Origin of the sequence: Streptomyces sp. CB03234 (genome assembly GCF_001905885.1) — a bacterium.
Taxonomy (GTDB): domain Bacteria; phylum Actinomycetota; class Actinomycetes; order Streptomycetales; family Streptomycetaceae; genus Streptomyces.
This window is the reverse complement of sequence record NZ_LIYH01000005.1, coordinates 772,420-790,488: the sequence shown is the minus strand read 5'-3', so window position 1 is coordinate 790,488 and position 18,069 is coordinate 772,420. Positions and strand designations below refer to the sequence as shown.

Sequence of the window (18,069 nt, the reverse complement as noted above, 5' to 3'; positions counted from 1 at the left end):
GCGACTACCCGTACGGATTACCCCGCGCGCAGCGCCATGGTCATGGCCTCCACCGCGAGCAACGGCGCCACATTGCGGTCCATGGCCTCGCGGCAGGCGAGGACCGCCTCGATCCGGCGCAGGGTCCGCTCCGGTGTCGACTCGCGGGCCGTCCGGTCCAGCGCCTCACGCACGTCTTCATTGGCCAGGGCCGTGCCCGCGCCGAGCTGGAGCGCCAGGACGTCGCGGTAGAAGCTCGTCAGCTCCCCGAGGGCCAGGTCCAGACTGTCGCGCTGCGTGCGGGTCCTGCGGCGCTTCTGCTTGTCCTCCAGCTCCTTCATGGCGCCCGCCGTGCCGCGCGGCATCCTGCCACCGGGGGTACCGCCCAGGGCGGCCTTCAGCTCCTCGGTCTCCTTGACGTCGGTGCCCTCGGCGACCTCCTTGGCGTCCTCGGCCGCCGCGTCGATCAGCTCCTGCGCCGCCTTGAGGCAACCACCGATGTCCTCCACCCGCAGCGGCAGCTTGAGGACCGTGGCCCGGCGGGCCCGGGCGCGCTCGTCGGTGGCGAGGCGGCGCGCGTGGTCGATGTGGCCCTGGGTGGCGCGGGCGGCGGCGTACGCGGCCTCCGGCTCGATGCCGTCGCGCCGGATCAGGACGTCCGCGACGGCCTCGACCGGCGGCGTACGCAGCGTGAGGTGGCGGCAGCGGGAGCGGATGGTGGGCAGGACGTCCTCGATGGACGGCGCGCACAGCATCCACACCGTGCGGGGAGCGGGCTCCTCCACCGCCTTCAGGACGGCGTTGGCGGACTTCTCGTTGAGGCGCTCGGCGTCCTCGACGAGGATGACCTGCCAGCGGCCGTTCGCGGGTGACGTGAACGACTTGCGGACCGTGTCGCGCATGTCGTCGACCAAGATCTGGGTGCCCACGGCGGCGACCGTGGACACGTCGGCGTGGGTGCCGATCAGCGCGGTGTGGCACCCGTCGCAGAACCCGCAGCCCGGTTCGCCGCCCAGCGCCCGGTCGGGGCTGACGCACTGGAGGGCGGCCGCGAAGGCGCGGGCGGCGGTGGTGCGCCCGGAGCCCGGCGGGCCGGTGAACAGCCACGCGTGCGTCATCTTCGACGCGTCGGGCGGTGCGGTGCCGCTCGCGTCGGCGGTGACCAGCGCGTCGGCGTCGCGGGCGGCGGCGCCCAGCTGCTCCCGCACCCGGTCCTGGCCGACCAGGTCGTCCCATACGGGCATGGGTCACCACCTTCCTGCGTGCGTGTCGGTCCGGCTTCCCGACGTGGGTTCCATTGTGGGGCAGGGGTCTGACAACGGACGCCGGCCCGCGGCTCCGTCGCCCGTCAGCGGCGGCCGCCTCCGCGCCCGTAGTCCTCGTCCTCGTCGTGCGGGCCGAGCAGTTCGTCCGCGAGCGTCGGCAGGTCGTCCAGCGGGGTCTCCTCCGCCCAGTCCGAGCGGCGCCGCGGCCTGCCCTGCTCGTCGACCTGCGGCAGCTCCCGGGTCCGCTCGGCGCCCGGCCGGCCGGGCTCCTCGTCCCGGGCCCCATCCCGGACCTCGTCCCGGAAGAACCCCGGCGGCACGCGGTCGGCGGGCCCCCCGTCCCGTACGGGCGGCAGGACGGCCGTCTCCTCGGCGTCGGAGGGGGCGGCGGGGGCGGCGGGGCCGGCAGGGCCGGTGTCGCGTACCGGTCGCAGGACGGTCGTCTCGTCGTCGGCCCGCCCGGCGTCACGCACGTCCCGCACGTCTCGTACCTGAGGCAGCACGGCGGTCTCGTCGGCCGCGGGCGCCGGGGATTCCTCACGCACGGGCGGGAGGAGGGCCGTCTCGTCGTCGTCCTTGCGCATGCTGACGCGCGGCGCCGGGACCTCCTGGGTCTCCTGGTCCGGGTTCACGACCGGCGTCGGCACCGTGGTCTCCGTTGCGGACGCGGCCGCCGACGCCGCTGCCGCCGCCTCCGCGAGCCGCCGTGCCTCCTCGGCGCGCAGCAGGGCCTCCTCGGCCTTGCGCTGCTTCTCCAGGCGCCGCGCCTCGGCCTCGGCCCGCAGCCGCTCCTGCTCCTCCTTGAGCTGGCGCAGCCGCTCCTGCTCCTCGCGGCGGGCCTTCTCCTCGGCCTCACGGCGCCGCCGCTCCTCCTCGGCGAGCCGGCGCGCCTCCTCCGCCCGCCGCCTGGCCTCCTCGGCCTGCCGCTCGGCCTCGCGCTGGCGCGCCTCTTCCTCCTCGCGGCGCTTGCGCTCCTCCTCCTCGGCGCGCAGCTTGGCGAGCTGTTCCTGGCGCTCACGCTCCAGGCGCTCCTCCTCGGCCTTGCGCGCCGCCTCTTCCTCGGCCTTGCGCCGGGCCTCCTCCTCGGCCCGCTTGCGCGCCTCCTCCATGGCCTTCACCTCGGCCTCGGAGAGCGGCAGCATCTGGTCGAGGCGGTGGCGTACGACGGTGGTGACCGTCTCCGGCTCCTGGCCCGCGTCCACCACCAGGTACCGCCCGGGGTCGGCCGCCGCGAGGGCGAGGAATCCGTTCCGTACGCGCCGGTGGAACTCCGCCGGCTCGGACTCCAGCCGGTCCGGCGCCTCGGTGAACCGCTCCCGCGCGGTCTCCGGCGAGACGTCCAGCAGGACGGTGAGGTGCGGTACGAGGCCGCCGGTCGCCCAGCGCGAGATGCGGGCGATCTCGGTCGGCGACAGGTCGCGGCCGGCACCCTGGTAGGCCACGGACGAGTCGATGTACCGGTCGGAGATGACGATCGCGCCCCGCTCCAGGGCCGGGCGGACCAGCGAGTCGACGTGCTCGGCGCGGTCGGCGGCGTACAGCAGCGCCTCCGCGCGGTTGGACAGTCCGGCGCTCGACACGTCGAGGAGGATCGAGCGCAGCCGCTTGCCGATCGGCGTCGCGCCCGGCTCACGGGTGACGACCACCTCGTGGCCCTTGGCCCTGATCCACTCGGCGAGCGCCTCGACCTGCGTGGACTTGCCCGCGCCGTCGCCGCCCTCCAGGGCGATGAAGAAACCGGTCTTCGACGGGGCCTGCGCCGGGTCCGCCCCGCGCAGCGCGTCCCGCAGGTCGCGGCGCAGCGGCACCCCGGAACGGTCGTCGGTCCTGGCCAGCACCAGCGCCGCGACGGGCAGCAGCAGGGCGCCGGCCAGCATCAGCGTGAAGGCGGCGCCGCCGTGCGCGAAGACGAAGTCGCCGCCGGCGAGCCGGTGCGGGCCGATCGCGGCCGCCAGCAGCGGGGCGGCGAGCGCGCCGAGCGCGATGGTGACCCGTACGACGGCGTGCAGGTGCTCGGTCAGCCTCGGCCGCCGGAACTCCTCCGCCTCCTGGTCGAGCAGGGTGTGCCCGGTGTTGGCGGCGACGCCGGCCGCGAAGCCCGCGCCGAGCGCGATGAACAGCACGGTCGCCGTGTCGGGCACCAGGCCGAGGGCGAGCAGCGCGACGCCCGTGACGGCGGTCGCCAGGGCCAGCAGGCGGCGGCGGGAGAGGGCGGGCAGTACGGAGGGGGCGCGGCGGATGCCCAGGCCGGTGCCCCCGATCAGCGCGAGCACCAGGAGCGCGAAGGCGACGGGGCCGCCGCCCAGGTCCCTGGCGTGCAGGACGGCGACGGCGGTGGCGGACGCGACGGCTCCGGCGACGGCGGCGCAGGCGAGCACGAGCAGCGGTATGGCTCCCGTACGCCCCTTGTCGACGCCGTTCCCGGTCGACGGGCGGCGCAGGCCCTCCAGCGGGGAGCGGGGGCGCGGGGTCTGGGCGTCGGGCAGTTCCAGGAAGTACAGGACGGAGACGGACGCGGCGAACAGTCCGGCCGCGACGTACGAACCGAGGGCCGCCTGGTGGGTGGAGAACCAGTCGATGCCCGTCGCGAGCACATTGCCGACGAGCGTGGCGACGAGGAGCGCGGCGGCGGCGCCCGGTACGGCGGCGAAGCTCGTACGCAGCGACAGTCGCCGCAGCGCGTCCATGTGGTCCGGCAGCGGCCTCACGGCGGCCCCCTCCGGGGGCGGGGCGGGCAGCAGTGCGGGGGCGGCGCCCTCCTTGGCGACGGTCCAGAACCGCTCGGCGACCCCGGCCAGGAAGACGGTGCCCAGGAGGAACGCCAGGGCGTGGTCGGGCGTCCAGTCGATCCACAGCGGCGCGATGACCAGCAGTACGACCCGTACGCCGTCGGCGCCGACCATGGTCCAGCGCCGGTCGAGCGGGCCCTTGGGGGCGGTGAGGGTCGTCAGCGGGCCGAGCAGGACCGCGCCGAAGAGGAGGGTGGACAGCACTCTCGCCCCGAACACCGCGGCGACCGCGAAGGCCGCGCCTCGGTACCCGCCTCCGAAGGCTCCTTCGACGACCGCCGCCTGCAGGGCCAGCAGCACCAGGACGAGCACGGCGAGGGCGTCACCGATCCCGCCGACGAGCTGCGCGCTCCACAACCGCCTCAGCGGCGGGGTGCGCAACAGGGCCCGTACGGCGCGCTCGCGGGAGTCTGCGGCAAGTGCGGCGTCGGAGTCTGAGGTGGGGCTCAAGACCGTTGGCTGCTCGGCTCGCGTCATCCCCTCAGCCTATCCGGACCGACTGACACCCAGTCGTCCCCGTCCGAACAAACGACTGACCGTCGTAGCGGCCGCACAGGACACGGGCCCCGGACCGTCAGCCCTCCGGACCGGGCCGACGCCCTCGCCCTCGCGCGCACCGTGCGGCGGGGGCGGGAGCGGGAGCCGGGCCCCCGGGTGGGGGCCTCCGGTCAGTCGTCCGACGAGGCCTTGGACGCCGTGGCCTTCTTGGCCGTCGTCTTCTTGGCCGTCGTCGTCTTCTTGGCGGCGGTCTTCTTCGCCGTCGTCGTCTTCTTCGCGGCCGTCTTCTTCGCCGGCGCCTTCTTGGCCGCCGCCTTCTTCGCGGTCTTCTTCGCCGGCGCCTTCGCCCGCTTCTCCGCCAGCAGCTCGTACCCGCGCTCCGGCGTGATCGTCTCCACGCTGTCGCCGGTCCGCAGCGTGGCGTTGGTCTCGCCGTCCGTCACGTACGGGCCGAAGCGGCCGTCCTTCACGACCACCGGGCGCTCGCTCACCGGGTCGGTGCCCAGCTCCTTCAGCGGGGGCTTGGCGGCCGCGCGGCCACGCTGCTTCGGCTGGGCGTAGATCGCCAGTGCCTCCTCCAGCGTGATGGTGAAGAGCTGCTCCTCGTTCTCCAGCGACCGCGAGTCCGTGCCCTTCTTCAGGTACGGGCCGTAGCGGCCGTTCTGCGCCGTGATCTCGACGCCCTCGGCGTCGGTGCCCACGACGCGCGGCAGCGACATCAGGCGCAGCGCGTCCTCCAGGGTCACCGTGTCGAGGGACATCGACTTGAAGAGGGAGGCCGTGCGCGGCTTCACCGCGTTCTTGCCGGTCTTCGGGGTGCCCTCGGGCAGGATCTCGGTGACGTACGGGCCGTAGCGGCCGGCCTTGGCGACGATCTGGTGCCCGGTCGCCGGGTCCGTACCCAGCTCGAAGTCACCGCTCGGCGCGGCCAGCAGCTCCTCCGCGAGCTCGACCGACAGCTCGTCGGGCGCCAGGTCCTCCGGCACGTCGGCGCGCTGGTGGCCCTCGCTGTCCTTCTCGCCGCGCTCGATGTACGGGCCGTAGCGGCCGACGCGCAGCACGATGCCGTTGCCGACGGGGAAAGAGGAGATCTCCCGGGCGTCGATCGCGCCCAGGTCGGTGACCAGCTCCTTCAGGCCGCCGAGGTGGTCGCCGTCGCCGTTGCCCGCTTCGGACGCGGCACCGGCGGCGTCGCCCTCGCCGAAGTAGAAGCGCTTCAGCCACGGCACGGCCTGCGCCTCGCCGCGCGCGATGCGGTCGAGGTCGTCCTCCATCTTCGCCGTGAAGTCGTAGTCGACGAGCCGGCCGAAGTGCTTCTCCAGCAGGTTGACGACGGCGAAGGACAGGAACGACGGGACGAGGGCCGTGCCCTTCTTGAAGACGTAGCCGCGGTCCAGGATCGTGCCGATGATCGACGCGTACGTCGACGGGCGGCCGATCTCGCGCTCTTCCAGCTCCTTGACCAGCGAGGCCTCGGTGTAGCGGGCCGGCGGCTTGGTGGCGTGGCCGTCCGCCGTGATCTCCTCGGCGGTCAGCGCGTCGCCCTCGGCGACCTGCGGCAGGCGGCGCTCGCGGTCGTCGAGCTCGGCGTTCGGGTCGTCGGCGCCTTCGACGTACGCCTTCATGAAGCCGTGGAAGGTGATGGTCTTGCCGGACGCGGAGAACTCGGCGTCCCGGCCGTCGCTCGCCCGGCCGCCGATCTTGACGGTGACGGAGTTTCCGACGGCGTCCTTCATCTGGGAGGCGACGGTCCGCTTCCAGATCAGTTCGTACAGCTTGAACTGGTCACCGGTCAGGCCGGTCTCGGCGGGCGTGCGGAAACGATCACCCGAGGGGCGGATCGCCTCGTGCGCCTCCTGCGCGTTCTTGACCTTGCCGGCGTACACCCGCGGCTTGTCCGGCAGGTAGTTCGCCCCGTAGAGCTGCGTGACCTGGGCCCGGGCCGCCGCGACGGCGGTGTCGGACAGGACGGTCGAGTCCGTACGCATGTAGGTGATGAAGCCGTTCTCGTACAGCTTCTGCGCGATCTGCATCGTCGCCTTGGCACCGAAGCCGAGCTTGCGGCTGGCCTCCTGCTGGAGGGTGGTGGTGCGGAAGGGGGCGTACGGCGAGCGGCGGTACGGCTTCGACTCGACGGAGCGGACGCTGAACGACGTCTCGGCGAGCGCGGCGGCCAGGGCGCGGGCGTTGGCCTCGTCCAGTTGCAGCACCTGGCCGGAGGACGCCTTCAGCTGCCCGTCGGGACCGAAGTCCCGGCCCTGCGCGACACGGCGGCCGTCGACCGCGGCCAGGCGGGCCACGAGGTTCGACGGGTCCGAGGTGTCACCGGTGCGGCCGGTGGCGAACGTGCCGGTCAGGTCCCAGTACTCGGCGGAGCGGAACGCGATGCGCTCGCGCTCCCGCTCGACGACGAGACGGGTGGCCACCGACTGCACACGGCCGGCGGACAGCCGGGGCATGACCTTCTTCCACAGGACCGGGGAGACCTCGTAGCCGTAGAGGCGGTCGAGGATCCGGCGGGTCTCCTGGGCGTCGACCATGCGCTTGTTCAGCTCGCGCGGGTTGGCGACGGCGGCCTGGATCGCGTCCTTGGTGATCTCGTGGAAGACCATCCGGTGGACCGGGACCTTGGGCTTGAGGACCTCCAGCAGGTGCCAGGCGATGGCCTCGCCCTCGCGGTCCTCATCGGTCGCGAGGAAGAGTTCGTCCGACTCTGCCAGCTGCTCCTTGAGCTTCCTGACCTGGGCCTTCTTGTCGGCGTTGACGACGTAGATGGGCTGGAAGTCGTTCTCGACGTCCACCCCGAGACGACGTACCTCGCCGGTGTACTTCTCGGGCACCTCGGCGGCGCCGTTGGGGAGGTCGCGGATGTGCCCGACGCTCGCCTCGACGACGTAGCCGGGGCCGAGGTAGCCCTTGATCGTCTTCGCCTTGGCAGGCGACTCGACGATGACGAGTCGGCGGCCGCCTCGTGCGGTCTCGCTGGTCGGGGACAACTTCGCTCTTCTCTCCGGTCGACGCTCGGTGGCGGGTGCCGCGGTGTGGTCTCACCGCGTGCACTCCTTGCGCACTGCGCACTGCTGTTACTCCGTGACGCTGTGCTCTTGACGCTGCTGTCGCTGCGGAGTGTGACGGTACAACCCGCCCCCGTGTCAAACGGCAAAAGACCGCAACGGCCACTCGAACGGTAACCCGAGTCCGGGCATTCCTGCCGCCCGGACTCCCCTCAGAACCCGGAGCCCCCCATTCCGCCGCGCTGTCAGACGCGGCCGAAACACCACACCCCGAGGATCACGAAAGCCGCTCCGAGCGAGGTCGCGAACGTGATCGCCGCCACCGGACTCACGCCGTGCGCGACCGGCGCCCGGTGCAGCACACGTGTCCCGGTCCACACCAGCAGTCCCGCTCCGAACAGCGTGAACGCCGCTCCCGCGAAGATGGCCGGTCCGCTCTCCATGCCCGTACCCCGTTCCTCGGTGATCCCCTGGGTTGCCCCGAGGGCGAGGCTGACACCTCCGGGCGTCGTGGGCGCGAATTGTGGGTGAACGGCACGGGGGACGCGCCGCGGGTTCACCCACGCGGCGCCGGTCTCCGTGTCTCCATGTCAGGACCACGCCACGACTCCCCCGACGCCCCCCCCCGCACATTCGCGACACCGTCACCGCACCCGTGCCGGGCCACCCGCCGCCACGATCACCCCACCGAAGCCCCCCGTGCCCGCCGCGGCCCAACCGCGCCCGGCCTGGCTCCCCGGGCCGGGCGGGCCGCGGCCCGTGGCCCGCGTGGCCGCCTCCCCTCACACCCTCGTCGCCGGTTCCAGGAACCCCTCCTCCACCAGCAGCCGGATCGCCTGCGGCGTACGGTCCCGCAGGAGCACCGGGTCCTCGCCCATCAACTGGGCGATGGCGTCCAGGATCCGTCCCGCGCTGAGCGTCCCGTCGCACACGCCCGCGAAGCCCGCGCCCACGGCGTCCACCTTGGTGGCGCGGCGCATGCCGCGGTTCTGCCGGAGCACCACATGCTCCGGGTCCTCCGCGCCCGGCAGGCCGACCTGCTCCTGCATCACCTCCGGGGCGAGCACGAAGTGGTCCGCGAGCAGCGCGGCGTCGTCGCGCGTGCGCAGGTAGTCCTGGCGCGCGAAGTGCGCCCGTACCGTCTCGCCGAGCGGCTGTTCGACCGGATGCGGCCACTCCTCGATGACGACGGACGGCTCCTCCGCACCGGACTTGCGGAGCGTGATCCAGCCGAAGCCGACCGCCCGGGTCTTGCGGGCCTCGAACTCGTCCAGCCACGCCTCGTACCGCGCCGCGTACTCCTCCCGGTCCGACAGGAGGTGGTCCCCGGCGTCCCGCAGCCACAACTCGGCGTACTGCGTCACGTCCTGCACCTCACGCTGCACGATCCAGGCGTCGCAGCCGCGCGGCACCCAGGAGCGCAGGCGCTCCTGCCAGTCCTCACCCTCCACGTGCTGCCAGTTGGCCAGGAAGTGGGCGAACCCCCCTTCGTTCAGCCGCTCCCCCGCCTGCTGAACGAGCGACCTGCACAGATCGTCCCCGCCCATCCCGCCGTCCCGGTAGGTCAGCCGGGCACCGGGAGAGATCACGAACGGCGGGTTCGACACGATCAGGTCGTACGTCTCCGAGGCCACCGGCTCGAACAGCGAACCGGTGCGCAGGTCGGCCTCCGGCGCCCCGGAGAGCGCCAGGGTGAGCCGGGCGAACTCCAGGGCCCGCGGGTTCAGGTCCGTCGCCGTCACGCGCGTGGCGTGCTGCGCGGCGTGCAGCGCCTGGATGCCGGAGCCGGTGCCGAGGTCCAGGGCGGAGGCGACGGGCGTACGGACCGTGATCCCGGCGAGCGTGGTGGACGCGCCGCCCACGCCGAGGACGACGCCCTCGCCGCGGCCGCTCGCCCCTGCCGCACCGCCAACGGCGCAGCCCAGGTCGGAGACGATGAACCAGTCCTGGCCCTCCGGTCCGCCGTACGGCCGGACGTCCACCGTGGCGCGGACCTGGCCGCCGCCGCCGTCGTCGTCCTCCACCACCCATCCGTCGGCGAGCGCCTCGTCCAGCGGCAGCACGGCGGACGCCCGTTCATAGGGCACGGGCCGCTGGAGGAGGAAAAGGCGGACGAGCGTGGCGAGCGGGCCGTCCGCGCGGGTGGCGCGCAGGGCGGGGACCGTCTCGCTGCGGGCGAGCGCGGCGTAGGCGGACGCGCCGAGCAGCTCGAGCAGGCCGTCGGCGGTGAAGTCGGCGGCGAGCAGGGCGTCGCGGAGGCGGCCGGCGCGGTCGGGCACCGGAAGGCTGGCGGTAGGACTGGTCGTACTCACCTGCCCATTGTGACCGCCGCCACTGACAATGGACGCGCGGCCCGGCCCCCGAACGGGGGGAACCGGGCCGCAGTCGTCATCGGGGGCCCGGCGGCTACTGGGCGGCCCTGCTCGCCGAAGCGGACGCGGCCGGGCCCGGCTTGGCCGGCGGCACGGTCGGCGAGACCGTCGCCTCGGCCCTGCGGCAGCCGGGCTGCTTGGCCATCGCCTGGCCGAGCTGGCCGGACTGCAGTTTGTTCAGCGCGTCCTGGTCCATCTTCTCGATCTTCTTCAGCCCGTTGGCGACGCCCTGCAGCCCGTCGGCGAACTTCTGCTGGTTCTTCGGGTCGAGCGCGTCGACCTGCTTCTTGAGGCCCTCGTACGCCGTGGCCGTGGCGTTGAGCTCCTTGACCGCGTCCTGCTGGAGCTTCTCGCCGTTCTCGACGGGCGGTACGCCGGCGTCCTGCACGGCCTTGGCGAGTGCCTTGTCGGCGTCGGCGATGTCCTGGAAGGCCTTCGAGTCGGCGGCCTGGATGTCGGCGGGCTTGCCGTCCGCCGCCGTCGAGATGATGGCCTGCTGGGCGTTGGCCCGCTTCTGGATCTGCGGCTGCGCCTGGTCGCACACCTTCTTGGCCCAGGCGTCCACCTTGTTGTCGCCGCCGTCGTCGTCACTGCAGCCCGACAGTGCGAGCACCAGTACCGCACCGCCGGACAGTGCGGCCGCAAGCTTCTTGTTCACCGGTTTGGTCCCTTCCAAGGCTCTCGGCCCCGGAACATACACGCCAAGTGGGCGACATTCGCACGCCGCGCGACCGTTTCGTACGCTTTTACAACCATTTGCACCAAGAGAGAAACGGGAGAGAGAAGGCTCACCGCCGACTCACCGCCCGCGAGCCGAACACGAGCCGGACCCGAGCCGGACAAAAGCCGCCCGCGAGCCGGACGCGGTCACGGGCGGACGGAACGTCACCACGTTCCGGCCGCCCGCCCGCTGACCGGGTGTCACCCCCAGGCGCTACAAGGTCGCCGCCTTGCTGGTGACCCGCCCGGCGGTGCTGTTGTCCTCGTCACCCATGGCGACCGTACGGCGCTTGGACACGTACACGGCGCCGATGATGATCACGATCGCGAGCGTCGCCACCACCGCCCGTACGCCCGCGCTGGCGTCGTCGCCGTAGCTGAACTGGACGACCGCGGGCGCGATCAGCAGCGCGACCAGGTTCATCACCTTCAGCAGCGGGTTGATGGCCGGGCCGGCCGTGTCCTTGAAGGGGTCGCCGACCGTGTCGCCGATGACGGTCGCGGCGTGCGCCTCGCTGCCCTTGCCGCCGTGGTGGCCGTCCTCGACGAGCTTCTTCGCGTTGTCCCAGGCGCCTCCGGAGTTGGCGAGGTAGACGGCCATCAGGGTGCCGGCGCCGATGGCACCCGCGAGGAACGACCCGAGGGCGCCCACCCCGAAGGTGAAGCCGACGGCGATGGGCGCCATGACGGCGAGCAGACCGGGCGTGGCCAGTTCGCGCAGGGCGTCCTTGGTGCAGATGTCGACGACGCGCCCGTACTCCGGTTTCTCGCTGTAGTCCATGATCCCGGGGTGCTCGCGGAACTGCCGGCGCACCTCGTAGACCACCGCTCCGGCCGACCGCGAAACCGCGTTGATCGCCAGCCCGGAGAAGAGGAAGACGACCGCGGCACCGAAGATCAGCCCGACGAGGTTGTTGGGCTGGGAGATGTCCATGGTCAGGTTCATCTCGGTCGCCTTGGCCCCCACCTCGCGTACGGCGGTGGCGATCGCGTCGCGGTACGAGCCGAAGAGCGCGGCCGCCGCCAGTACGGCCGTGGCGATGGCGATGCCCTTGGTGATGGCCTTGGTGGTGTTGCCGACGGCGTCGAGGTCGGTGAGGACCTGCGCGCCCGCGCCCTGGACGTCGCCGGACATCTCGGCGATGCCCTGGGCGTTGTCGGAGACGGGGCCGAAGGTGTCCATGGCGACGATGACGCCGACCGTGGTGAGCAGGCCGGTGCCCGCCAGGGCCACGGCGAACAGCGCGAGCGTGATCGACGTACCGCCGAGGAGGAACGCCCCGTACACCGAGAGGCCGATCAGCAGCGCGGTGTACACGGCGGACTCCAGGCCGATGGAGATGCCCGCGAGGATGACGGTCGCGGGGCCCGTCCTGGACGACTTTCCGATGTCCCTGACCGGGCGGCGGCTGGTCTCGGTGAAGTATCCGGTCAGCTGCTGGATGAGCGCGGCCAGCACGATGCCGATGGCGACCGCCACCAGCGCGAGGACGCGCGGATCGCCGCCGTGCGCGGTGATGGCGGCCTCGGTGACGCCTTCGAGGGAGGCGTACGAGGAGGGGAGGTAGACGAACACCGCGACGGCCACCAGGGCGAGCGAGATCACGGCGGAGATGAAGAACCCGCGGTTGATCGCGGTCATCCCACTGCGGTCGGCGCGCCGCGGGGCGACCGCGAAGATACCGATCATCGCGGTGACCACGCCGATCGCCGGCACGATCAGGGGGAAGGCGAGACCGAGGTCTCCGAACGCCGCCTTGCCGAGGATCAGCGCGGCGACCAGTGTCACGGCGTACGACTCGAAGAGGTCGGCGGCCATGCCCGCGCAGTCGCCGACGTTGTCCCCGACGTTGTCGGCGATGGTGGCGGCGTTGCGCGGGTCGTCCTCGGGGATGCCCTGCTCGACCTTGCCGACGAGGTCGGCGCCGACGTCGGCGGCCTTGGTGAAGATGCCGCCGCCGACCCGCATGAACATCGCGATGAGCGCGGCGCCCAAGCCGAAACCTTCCAGCACCTTGGGCGCGTCGGCAGCGTAGACGAGGACCACGCAGGAGGCACCGAGCAGGCCGAGGCCCACCGTGAACATGCCGACCACGCCACCCGTACGGAAAGCGATCTTCATCGCTTTGTGCGAGACGGTCGTCAGGTCCTTTTGCGGTTCTCCGGGTGCGGGCGTCGCCTCACGCGCGGCCGCCGCCACGCGCACATTGGCCCGTACGGCAAGACGCATGCCGATGTATCCGGTGGCCGCCGAGAAAAGGGCGCCCACCAGGAAGAACAGTGATCGTCCGGCGCGCTGCGACCAGTCGTCCGCGGGCAGCAGCATGAGCAGGAAGAACACGACGACCGCGAAGATGCCGAGGGTGCGCAGCTGACGGGCCAGATAGGCGTTCGCGCCTTCCTGGACGGCCGCCGCGATCTTCTTCATGGCGGCGGTGCCCTCACCGGCCGCCAGTACCTGGCGGACGAGCAGCTGGGCGACGATCAGGGCGGCCAGGGCCACGGCCGCGATGACGACCACGATGATCCGGTTGTCATCGGTGAGGACCGCGGCCGCGAGAGAAGTGGGATGGTCGGACACGTGTGTGGTGAAGAGCCCCGCCATTCGTCCTCCTTGACGTCAGAAGAGCTCAAGACGTGGACGGATTGTAGGGAGCAGAACCTGATCAAAACAGAGCGCCGTAGAACAGAATTGACCTTCGCTTGCCAGTCGGCAAATGCGCGATGCGAGGAATCCACTCGAAAGCAGTAACGACTTTAAACCATTGACGACCGGCGGGGCGATCTAGGAAATACAAAAAGGCCCTGCTCAGCAGGGCCTTTCATTTCGCCGGCGCGGTGATCAGGGATGCACGGCTGCGGGATTCGTCGGCCAGGTCATCCGGATGACGCCGCCCGCCTCACCCGCCGACACCTCGACGTCGTCGACGAGTCCGGTGATGACCGCGAGGCCCATCTCGTCCTCGCCCTCGGCGTCGTCGAACCCCTCCGTCGGCGCGGCGCTGCGGCTGCCCGGCACCCCGGCGGCGTCGGCGGCCGCGACACCCGCGCCCGGGACCTCGTCACCGACCTCGATGGAGAACGCCTTCTCCTCCTCGGTGAGCACGACCCGGACCGGGGAGGTCACGTTGTTGCTGCGGTGCAGCCCGACCGCGCGGGAGCACGCCTCACCGACGGCGAGCCTGACCTCGTCCAGCACGGCTTCGTCGACCCCGGCCCGGCGCGCCACGGCGGCCGCCACCAGACGGGCGGTCCTGACGTGCTCGGGCTGGGCGCTGAAGCGGAGTTCAACGGTGGCCATACGGTCCCCCTCGGACGTGCGAGCGTGCCTCTCAGAGGACCGGGCTGGACGCCCGGCACTCTGCTCTTGCTTCCTCCTCGAATCCACCGGCCAGTCCTCCGGTCGGGTCGACCGGAAGAAATGGCTGGAAGGGACGGCCGGAACACCGGTCGTACCGTCCGGCCCGACCGGCTGCCGCGCCCACTCCGGGTCGACTGCCGACCGGCCGCCGGCCGACCCCGGCCGGGCCGGGCCGGGGTCGGCCGGCCGGTCCCGGTCGAGTCCCGACCAGGACCCGCCCAGGCCCGGCCCCGTCCGACGACCCTCGGACGGGGCCGACCGGAACAGAAGGGACCCGTCCAGGAGCTGCCGGTGAGACGCGGCGCTGCGCGGCGAGCCGACTCAGTCGGTGGCCGCGACGGCCTCGTCGACCGTGGTGTGGATCGGGAACACCTTGGTCAGACCAGTGATCCGGAAGATCTTGAGAATGCGCTCCTGGTTGCAGACCAGGCGCAGCGAACCCTCATGCGCGCGCACGCGCTTCAGGCCGCCCACCAGCACGCCGAGGCCGGTCGAGTCGAGGAAGTCCACGCCCTCCATGTCGACGACCAGGTGGTAGCTGCCGTCATTCACCAACTCGACCAACTGCTCGCGCAGCTTGGGCGCGGTATACACATCAATCTCGCCACCGACCTCGACGACCGTACGGTCACCAACAGTGCGAGTCGACAGGGACAGGTCCACGGATCCTCCAGCACCTTGCTATCGAGCGGTCGCCCCTCGGATTCTCCGGACGGAGCCAGGGGACGGATCGCCAGCCGCGATGGCATTCAATCACTTACCAGCAGCCATGCACGACGCCTTGGGAGCATTGTCCGTCACGCCGGTGACACACTCGGTGCCGATGGCCATGAATCAGCGCCCCAGTCGACCTCCCGAGAGCGGGGACACCCGCCCCTCCCCCGGTACGGTCCTCGACCGGCTCGCCGCAGGGGCGAACCGGGCTACGCGCATCACTCATACGGAGCACCTGCCCCCAAGAGCGGGTCGGCATGCAGTCTGGCCCGATCGCATCCGGCCAGAAGTGATCAACGCCATCCATACGGCGGGCATCGAGCACCCCTGGGCCCACCAGGCGGCCGCCGCCGAGCACGCTCTGGACGGCGAGTCGGTCGTCATCGCCACCGGGACCGCGTCCGGCAAGTCCCTCGCCTATCTGGCACCCGTCCTGTCCACCCTGCTGGACGGCTCCGAGGCGCCCAACGGCCGGGGCACCACCGCCCTGTACCTCGCCCCCACCAAGGCCCTCGCCGCCGACCAGCGGCGCTCGGTGAAGGCGCTCGCCGCCCCCCTGGGCAACCGGATCCGGCCCGCCGTGTACGACGGCGACACGCCCGTCGAGGAGCGGGAATGGGTCCGCCAGTACGCCAATTACGTCCTGACCAACCCCGACATGCTGCACCGGGGCATACTCCCCTCCCACCCGCGCTGGTCCTCCTTCCTGCGCGCCCTGCGCTATGTGGTCATCGACGAGTGCCATACCTACCGCGGGGTCTTCGGCTCCCACGTCGCCCAGGTGCTGCGCCGACTGCGCCGCGTCTGCGCCCGCTACGGCTCCTCCCCCGTCTTCCTCCTCGCCTCCGCGACCGCCGCCCAGCCGGCCCTCGCCGCCGGGCGGCTGACCGGTCTGCCCGTGCGCGAGGTCACCGACGACGCCTCGCCGCGCGGGGAGCTGGTCTTCGCACTGTGGGAGCCGCCGCTCACCGAACTCCAGGGTGAACAGGGCGCCCCGGTGCGCCGCACCGCGACGGCCGAGACCGCCGACCTCCTGACGGACCTGACCATCCAGGGCGTCCGCACGGTCGCCTTCGTACGCTCGCGGCGCGGGGCCGAGCTGATCTCGGTCATCGCCAAGGAACGCCTCGCGGAGGTCGACCGCTCGCTGCCCAAGCGGGTCGCCGCCTACCGGGGCGGTTACCTGCCCGAGGAGCGCCGCGCCCTGGAGCGGGCCCTGCACTCGGGCGAGCTCCTCGGGCTGGCCGCGACGACCGCCCTGGAGCTGGGCATCGACGTGTCGGGGCTGGACGCCGTGGTGATCGCCGGCTACCCCGGCACCCGGGCCTCGCTGTGGCAGCAGGCGGGCCGTGCCGGACGCTCCGGGCAGGGGGCGCTCGCGGTGCTCGTGGCCCGCGACGACCCGCTGGACACCTTCCTCGTCCACCACCCCGACGCGCTGTTCCGCCAGCCCGTCGAGTCGACCGTCCTGGACCCGGACAACCCGTATGTCCTCGCCCCCCACCTGTGCGCGGCGGCGGCGGAACACCCGCTCACCGACGCCGACCTGGACCTCTTCGGCCCTGCCGCCCCGGACCTGCTGCCCCAGCTGGAGTCGGCCGGCCTGCTGCGGCGGCGCGCGTCCGGCTGGTACTGGACCCGCCGTGAACGTGCCGCCGACCTCACCGACATTCGTGGCGGGGGTGGCAGCCCCGTCCAGATCGTCGAGGCCGGAACGGGCCGGCTGCTCGGCACGGTCGACGAACCGGCCGCCCACGCCGCCGTCCACGAGGGCGCCGTCCACCTCCACATGGGCCGCACGTATCTGGTCAAGCAGCTGGACCTGAAGGACTCGGTCGCCCTTGTCGAGGAGGCCAACCCCCCGTACTCCACCACCGCCCGCGACACCACCGCCATCTCCGTCCTGGAGACCGACACGCAGATTTCCTGGGGTGACGGGCGCCTGTGCTATGGCTCCGTCGAGGTCACCAACCAGGTCGTCTCCTTCCTCCGCCGCCGCCTGATCACCGGCGAGGTGCTCGGCGAGACCAAACTCGACCTCCCGCCACGCACCCTGCGCACCCGCGCCGTGTGGTGGACCGTCACCGAGGACCAGTTGGACGCCGCCCGGGTGAACCCGGAGCAACTGGGCGGCGCCCTGCACGCCGCCGAGCACGCGTCCATCGGCCTGTTGCCGCTCTTCGCCACCTGCGACCGCTGGGACATCGGGGGCGTGTCCGTCCCGCTCCACCCCGACACGCTGCTCCCGACGGTCTTCGTGTACGACGGCCACCCGGGCGGCGCAGGCTTCGCGGAGCGCGCCTTCCACACCGCCCGCGAGTGGCTCACCGCGACCCGTGACGCCATCGCGTCCTGCGAATGCGAGGCGGGCTGCCCCTCCTGCATCCAGTCCCCCAAGTGCGGCAACGGCAACGACCCGCTCCACAAGCGGGGCGCCGTGCGCCTCCTCACGGAACTGCTGCGGGGAGCCCCGGAAGCGCCCCAGGAGGGCCCGCCCGCGCCCTGACCACGGGCGCGTACGGCCCGAACCGGGCCCGTGCCGTCACATCCACGATCTCGCCGCGCAGGGTGCACCGCACCACCTCCGCGCCCTGGGCCCGCGCCACCCTGGCCGCCGTCCCGCACGCGTCGGCCGCACCCCACAGCGCCCGGTCCGCCGCGGCCAGCGCCGCCAGGTCGGCGGCGCCTCCGGCCTGGTGCCGGGCGGCCACCGCCTGCCCCAGGGCGAGGACCGCCGCGAACACCACGCACATCACGGTCCCCGCCATCGCCGCCCACACCGTCGCGGCCCCGCGATCCGCACAGCGCCCCGCCCCATGAGCCGACAGCGCAGCCGCACCCGCCCCCGGCCGCCGGGCCGAGCCAGGGGCCGAGCCGGCCGAGAGGGGTCCCGGCCACCGGGCCGACCCGAAGGCCCGCCGCGGGACCCTCAGCGGGGCCATGGCGGGGACCGGGGCCCTGCGCGGGCCGGGGCTCGAGCCGGGGCGCGAGGTCCGGTTCGAGGACCTCACGGCGTCACCCCCACGGTGTCCTCGGCGAGTGCGGCCGCCTCCGCGTGGAGGGTCAGTCGCAGGGGGCCGGGCCCGGGGGCCGGTGCCTCCACCCGCACGCGCCACAGCTCCCCGGCCCGTTCCACCGCCACCCGGGCGCCTCCCGGGGCTGCCGACCGGGCGGCCGCCACCGCGTCCTCACGCGGCTCGGAACGTGCCACCGCCCGCGCCCCGGCCCGCGCCGCGTCGACGCACTGGATCTGCGCGGCGGCCGCCATCAGCGCCCACACGAGCGCCATCGTGAACAGCACCAGCGCCGGCAGGACCGTCGCCGCCTCGGCGGTCACTGATCCGCGATCAATGCAGG

At 72.6% G+C, this 18,069-nt stretch carries 12 protein-coding genes; 1 reads left to right on the top strand and 11 read right to left on the bottom strand.

All coding sequences use genetic code 11. The features are described 5' to 3' along the window. Positions 1-17 precede the first annotated feature (17 nt). The 9 genes from AMK26_RS25000 to bldG form a co-directional block, all read right to left on the bottom strand. A complete protein-coding gene (locus AMK26_RS25000) occupies positions 18-1,223 on the bottom strand; it encodes a DNA polymerase III subunit delta' (RefSeq protein WP_073756932.1) in 1,206 nt (401 codons plus the stop codon). Positions 1,224-1,327: 104 nt separating this feature from the next. Continuing rightward, entirely contained in the window at positions 1,328-4,510 is a 3,183-nt protein-coding gene (tmk, locus tag AMK26_RS24995) for a dTMP kinase (RefSeq protein WP_073756931.1), read from the bottom strand. Between the two features lie 191 nt (positions 4,511-4,701). Beyond that, positions 4,702-7,527, bottom strand: a complete 2,826-nt coding sequence (gene topA / locus AMK26_RS24990; protein WP_073756930.1) for a type I DNA topoisomerase — start codon at positions 7,525-7,527, stop codon at positions 4,702-4,704. Between the two features lie 263 nt (positions 7,528-7,790). Beyond that, positions 7,791-7,988: a hypothetical protein gene (locus AMK26_RS24985; RefSeq protein ID WP_073756929.1), complete on the bottom strand. Its 198-nt coding sequence runs from the start codon at positions 7,986-7,988 to the stop codon at positions 7,791-7,793. Between the two features lie 339 nt (positions 7,989-8,327). Beyond that, on the bottom strand, positions 8,328-9,857 hold the full coding sequence (locus tag AMK26_RS24980) for a DUF7059 domain-containing protein (RefSeq protein ID WP_073756928.1): 1,530 nt from the start codon (positions 9,855-9,857) through the stop codon (positions 8,328-8,330). A 94-nt stretch (positions 9,858-9,951) separates the two neighbouring features. Further along, a complete protein-coding gene (locus AMK26_RS24975) occupies positions 9,952-10,575 on the bottom strand; it encodes a small secreted protein (RefSeq protein ID WP_073756927.1) in 624 nt (207 codons plus the stop codon). A 276-nt stretch (positions 10,576-10,851) separates the two neighbouring features. Then, positions 10,852-13,242, bottom strand: a complete 2,391-nt coding sequence (locus AMK26_RS24970; protein ID WP_073756926.1) for a sodium-translocating pyrophosphatase — start codon at positions 13,240-13,242, stop codon at positions 10,852-10,854. Between the two features lie 237 nt (positions 13,243-13,479). Next, positions 13,480-13,938 carry an ATP-binding protein gene (locus tag AMK26_RS24965; RefSeq protein ID WP_073756925.1) on the bottom strand — a complete coding sequence of 153 codons (459 nt, stop codon included), beginning with the start codon at positions 13,936-13,938 and terminating at the stop codon, positions 13,480-13,482. Between the two features lie 381 nt (positions 13,939-14,319). Continuing rightward, on the bottom strand, positions 14,320-14,661 hold the full coding sequence (gene bldG, locus AMK26_RS24960; protein ID WP_073756924.1) for an anti-sigma factor antagonist BldG: 342 nt from the start codon (positions 14,659-14,661) through the stop codon (positions 14,320-14,322). 79 nt (positions 14,662-14,740) lie between these two features. Between bldG and AMK26_RS24955 the strand changes: the two genes are divergently transcribed. Beyond that, a complete protein-coding gene (locus AMK26_RS24955; RefSeq protein ID WP_073756923.1) occupies positions 14,741-17,218 on the top strand; it encodes a DEAD/DEAH box helicase in 2,478 nt (825 codons plus the stop codon). Here AMK26_RS24955 and AMK26_RS38045 read toward each other — a convergent pair. Both AMK26_RS38045 and AMK26_RS24945 read right to left on the bottom strand, forming a co-directional pair. Then, complete coding sequence (locus AMK26_RS38045; protein WP_274536129.1) at positions 17,160-17,480, bottom strand: Rv3654c family TadE-like protein; 321 nt, start codon at positions 17,478-17,480, stop codon at positions 17,160-17,162. The two genes, AMK26_RS24955 and AMK26_RS38045, sit on opposite strands and share 59 nt — an antisense overlap. Before the next feature lie 239 nt (positions 17,481-17,719). Beyond that, on the bottom strand, positions 17,720-18,049 hold the full coding sequence (locus AMK26_RS24945) for a TadE family type IV pilus minor pilin (RefSeq protein ID WP_073756922.1): 330 nt from the start codon (positions 18,047-18,049) through the stop codon (positions 17,720-17,722). Positions 18,050-18,069 lie beyond the last annotated feature (20 nt).

Coding starts and splice junctions, on each gene's coding strand:
- AMK26_RS38045 (WP_274536129.1), bottom strand. CDS start 17,480: ATGGCGGGGACCGTGATGTGCGTGGTGTTCGCGGCGGTCCTCGCCCTG.
- AMK26_RS24955 (WP_073756923.1), top strand. CDS start 14,741: ATGGCATTCAATCACTTACCAGCAGCCATGCACGACGCCTTGGGAGCA.
- AMK26_RS25000 (WP_073756932.1), bottom strand. CDS start 1,223: ATGCCCGTATGGGACGACCTGGTCGGCCAGGACCGGGTGCGGGAGCAG.
- tmk (WP_073756931.1), bottom strand. CDS start 4,510: ATGACGCGAGCCGAGCAGCCAACGGTCTTGAGCCCCACCTCAGACTCC.
- AMK26_RS24985 (WP_073756929.1), bottom strand. CDS start 7,988: ATGGAGAGCGGACCGGCCATCTTCGCGGGAGCGGCGTTCACGCTGTTC.
- AMK26_RS24970 (WP_073756926.1), bottom strand. CDS start 13,242: ATGGCGGGGCTCTTCACCACACACGTGTCCGACCATCCCACTTCTCTC.
- AMK26_RS24965 (WP_073756925.1), bottom strand. CDS start 13,938: ATGGCCACCGTTGAACTCCGCTTCAGCGCCCAGCCCGAGCACGTCAGG.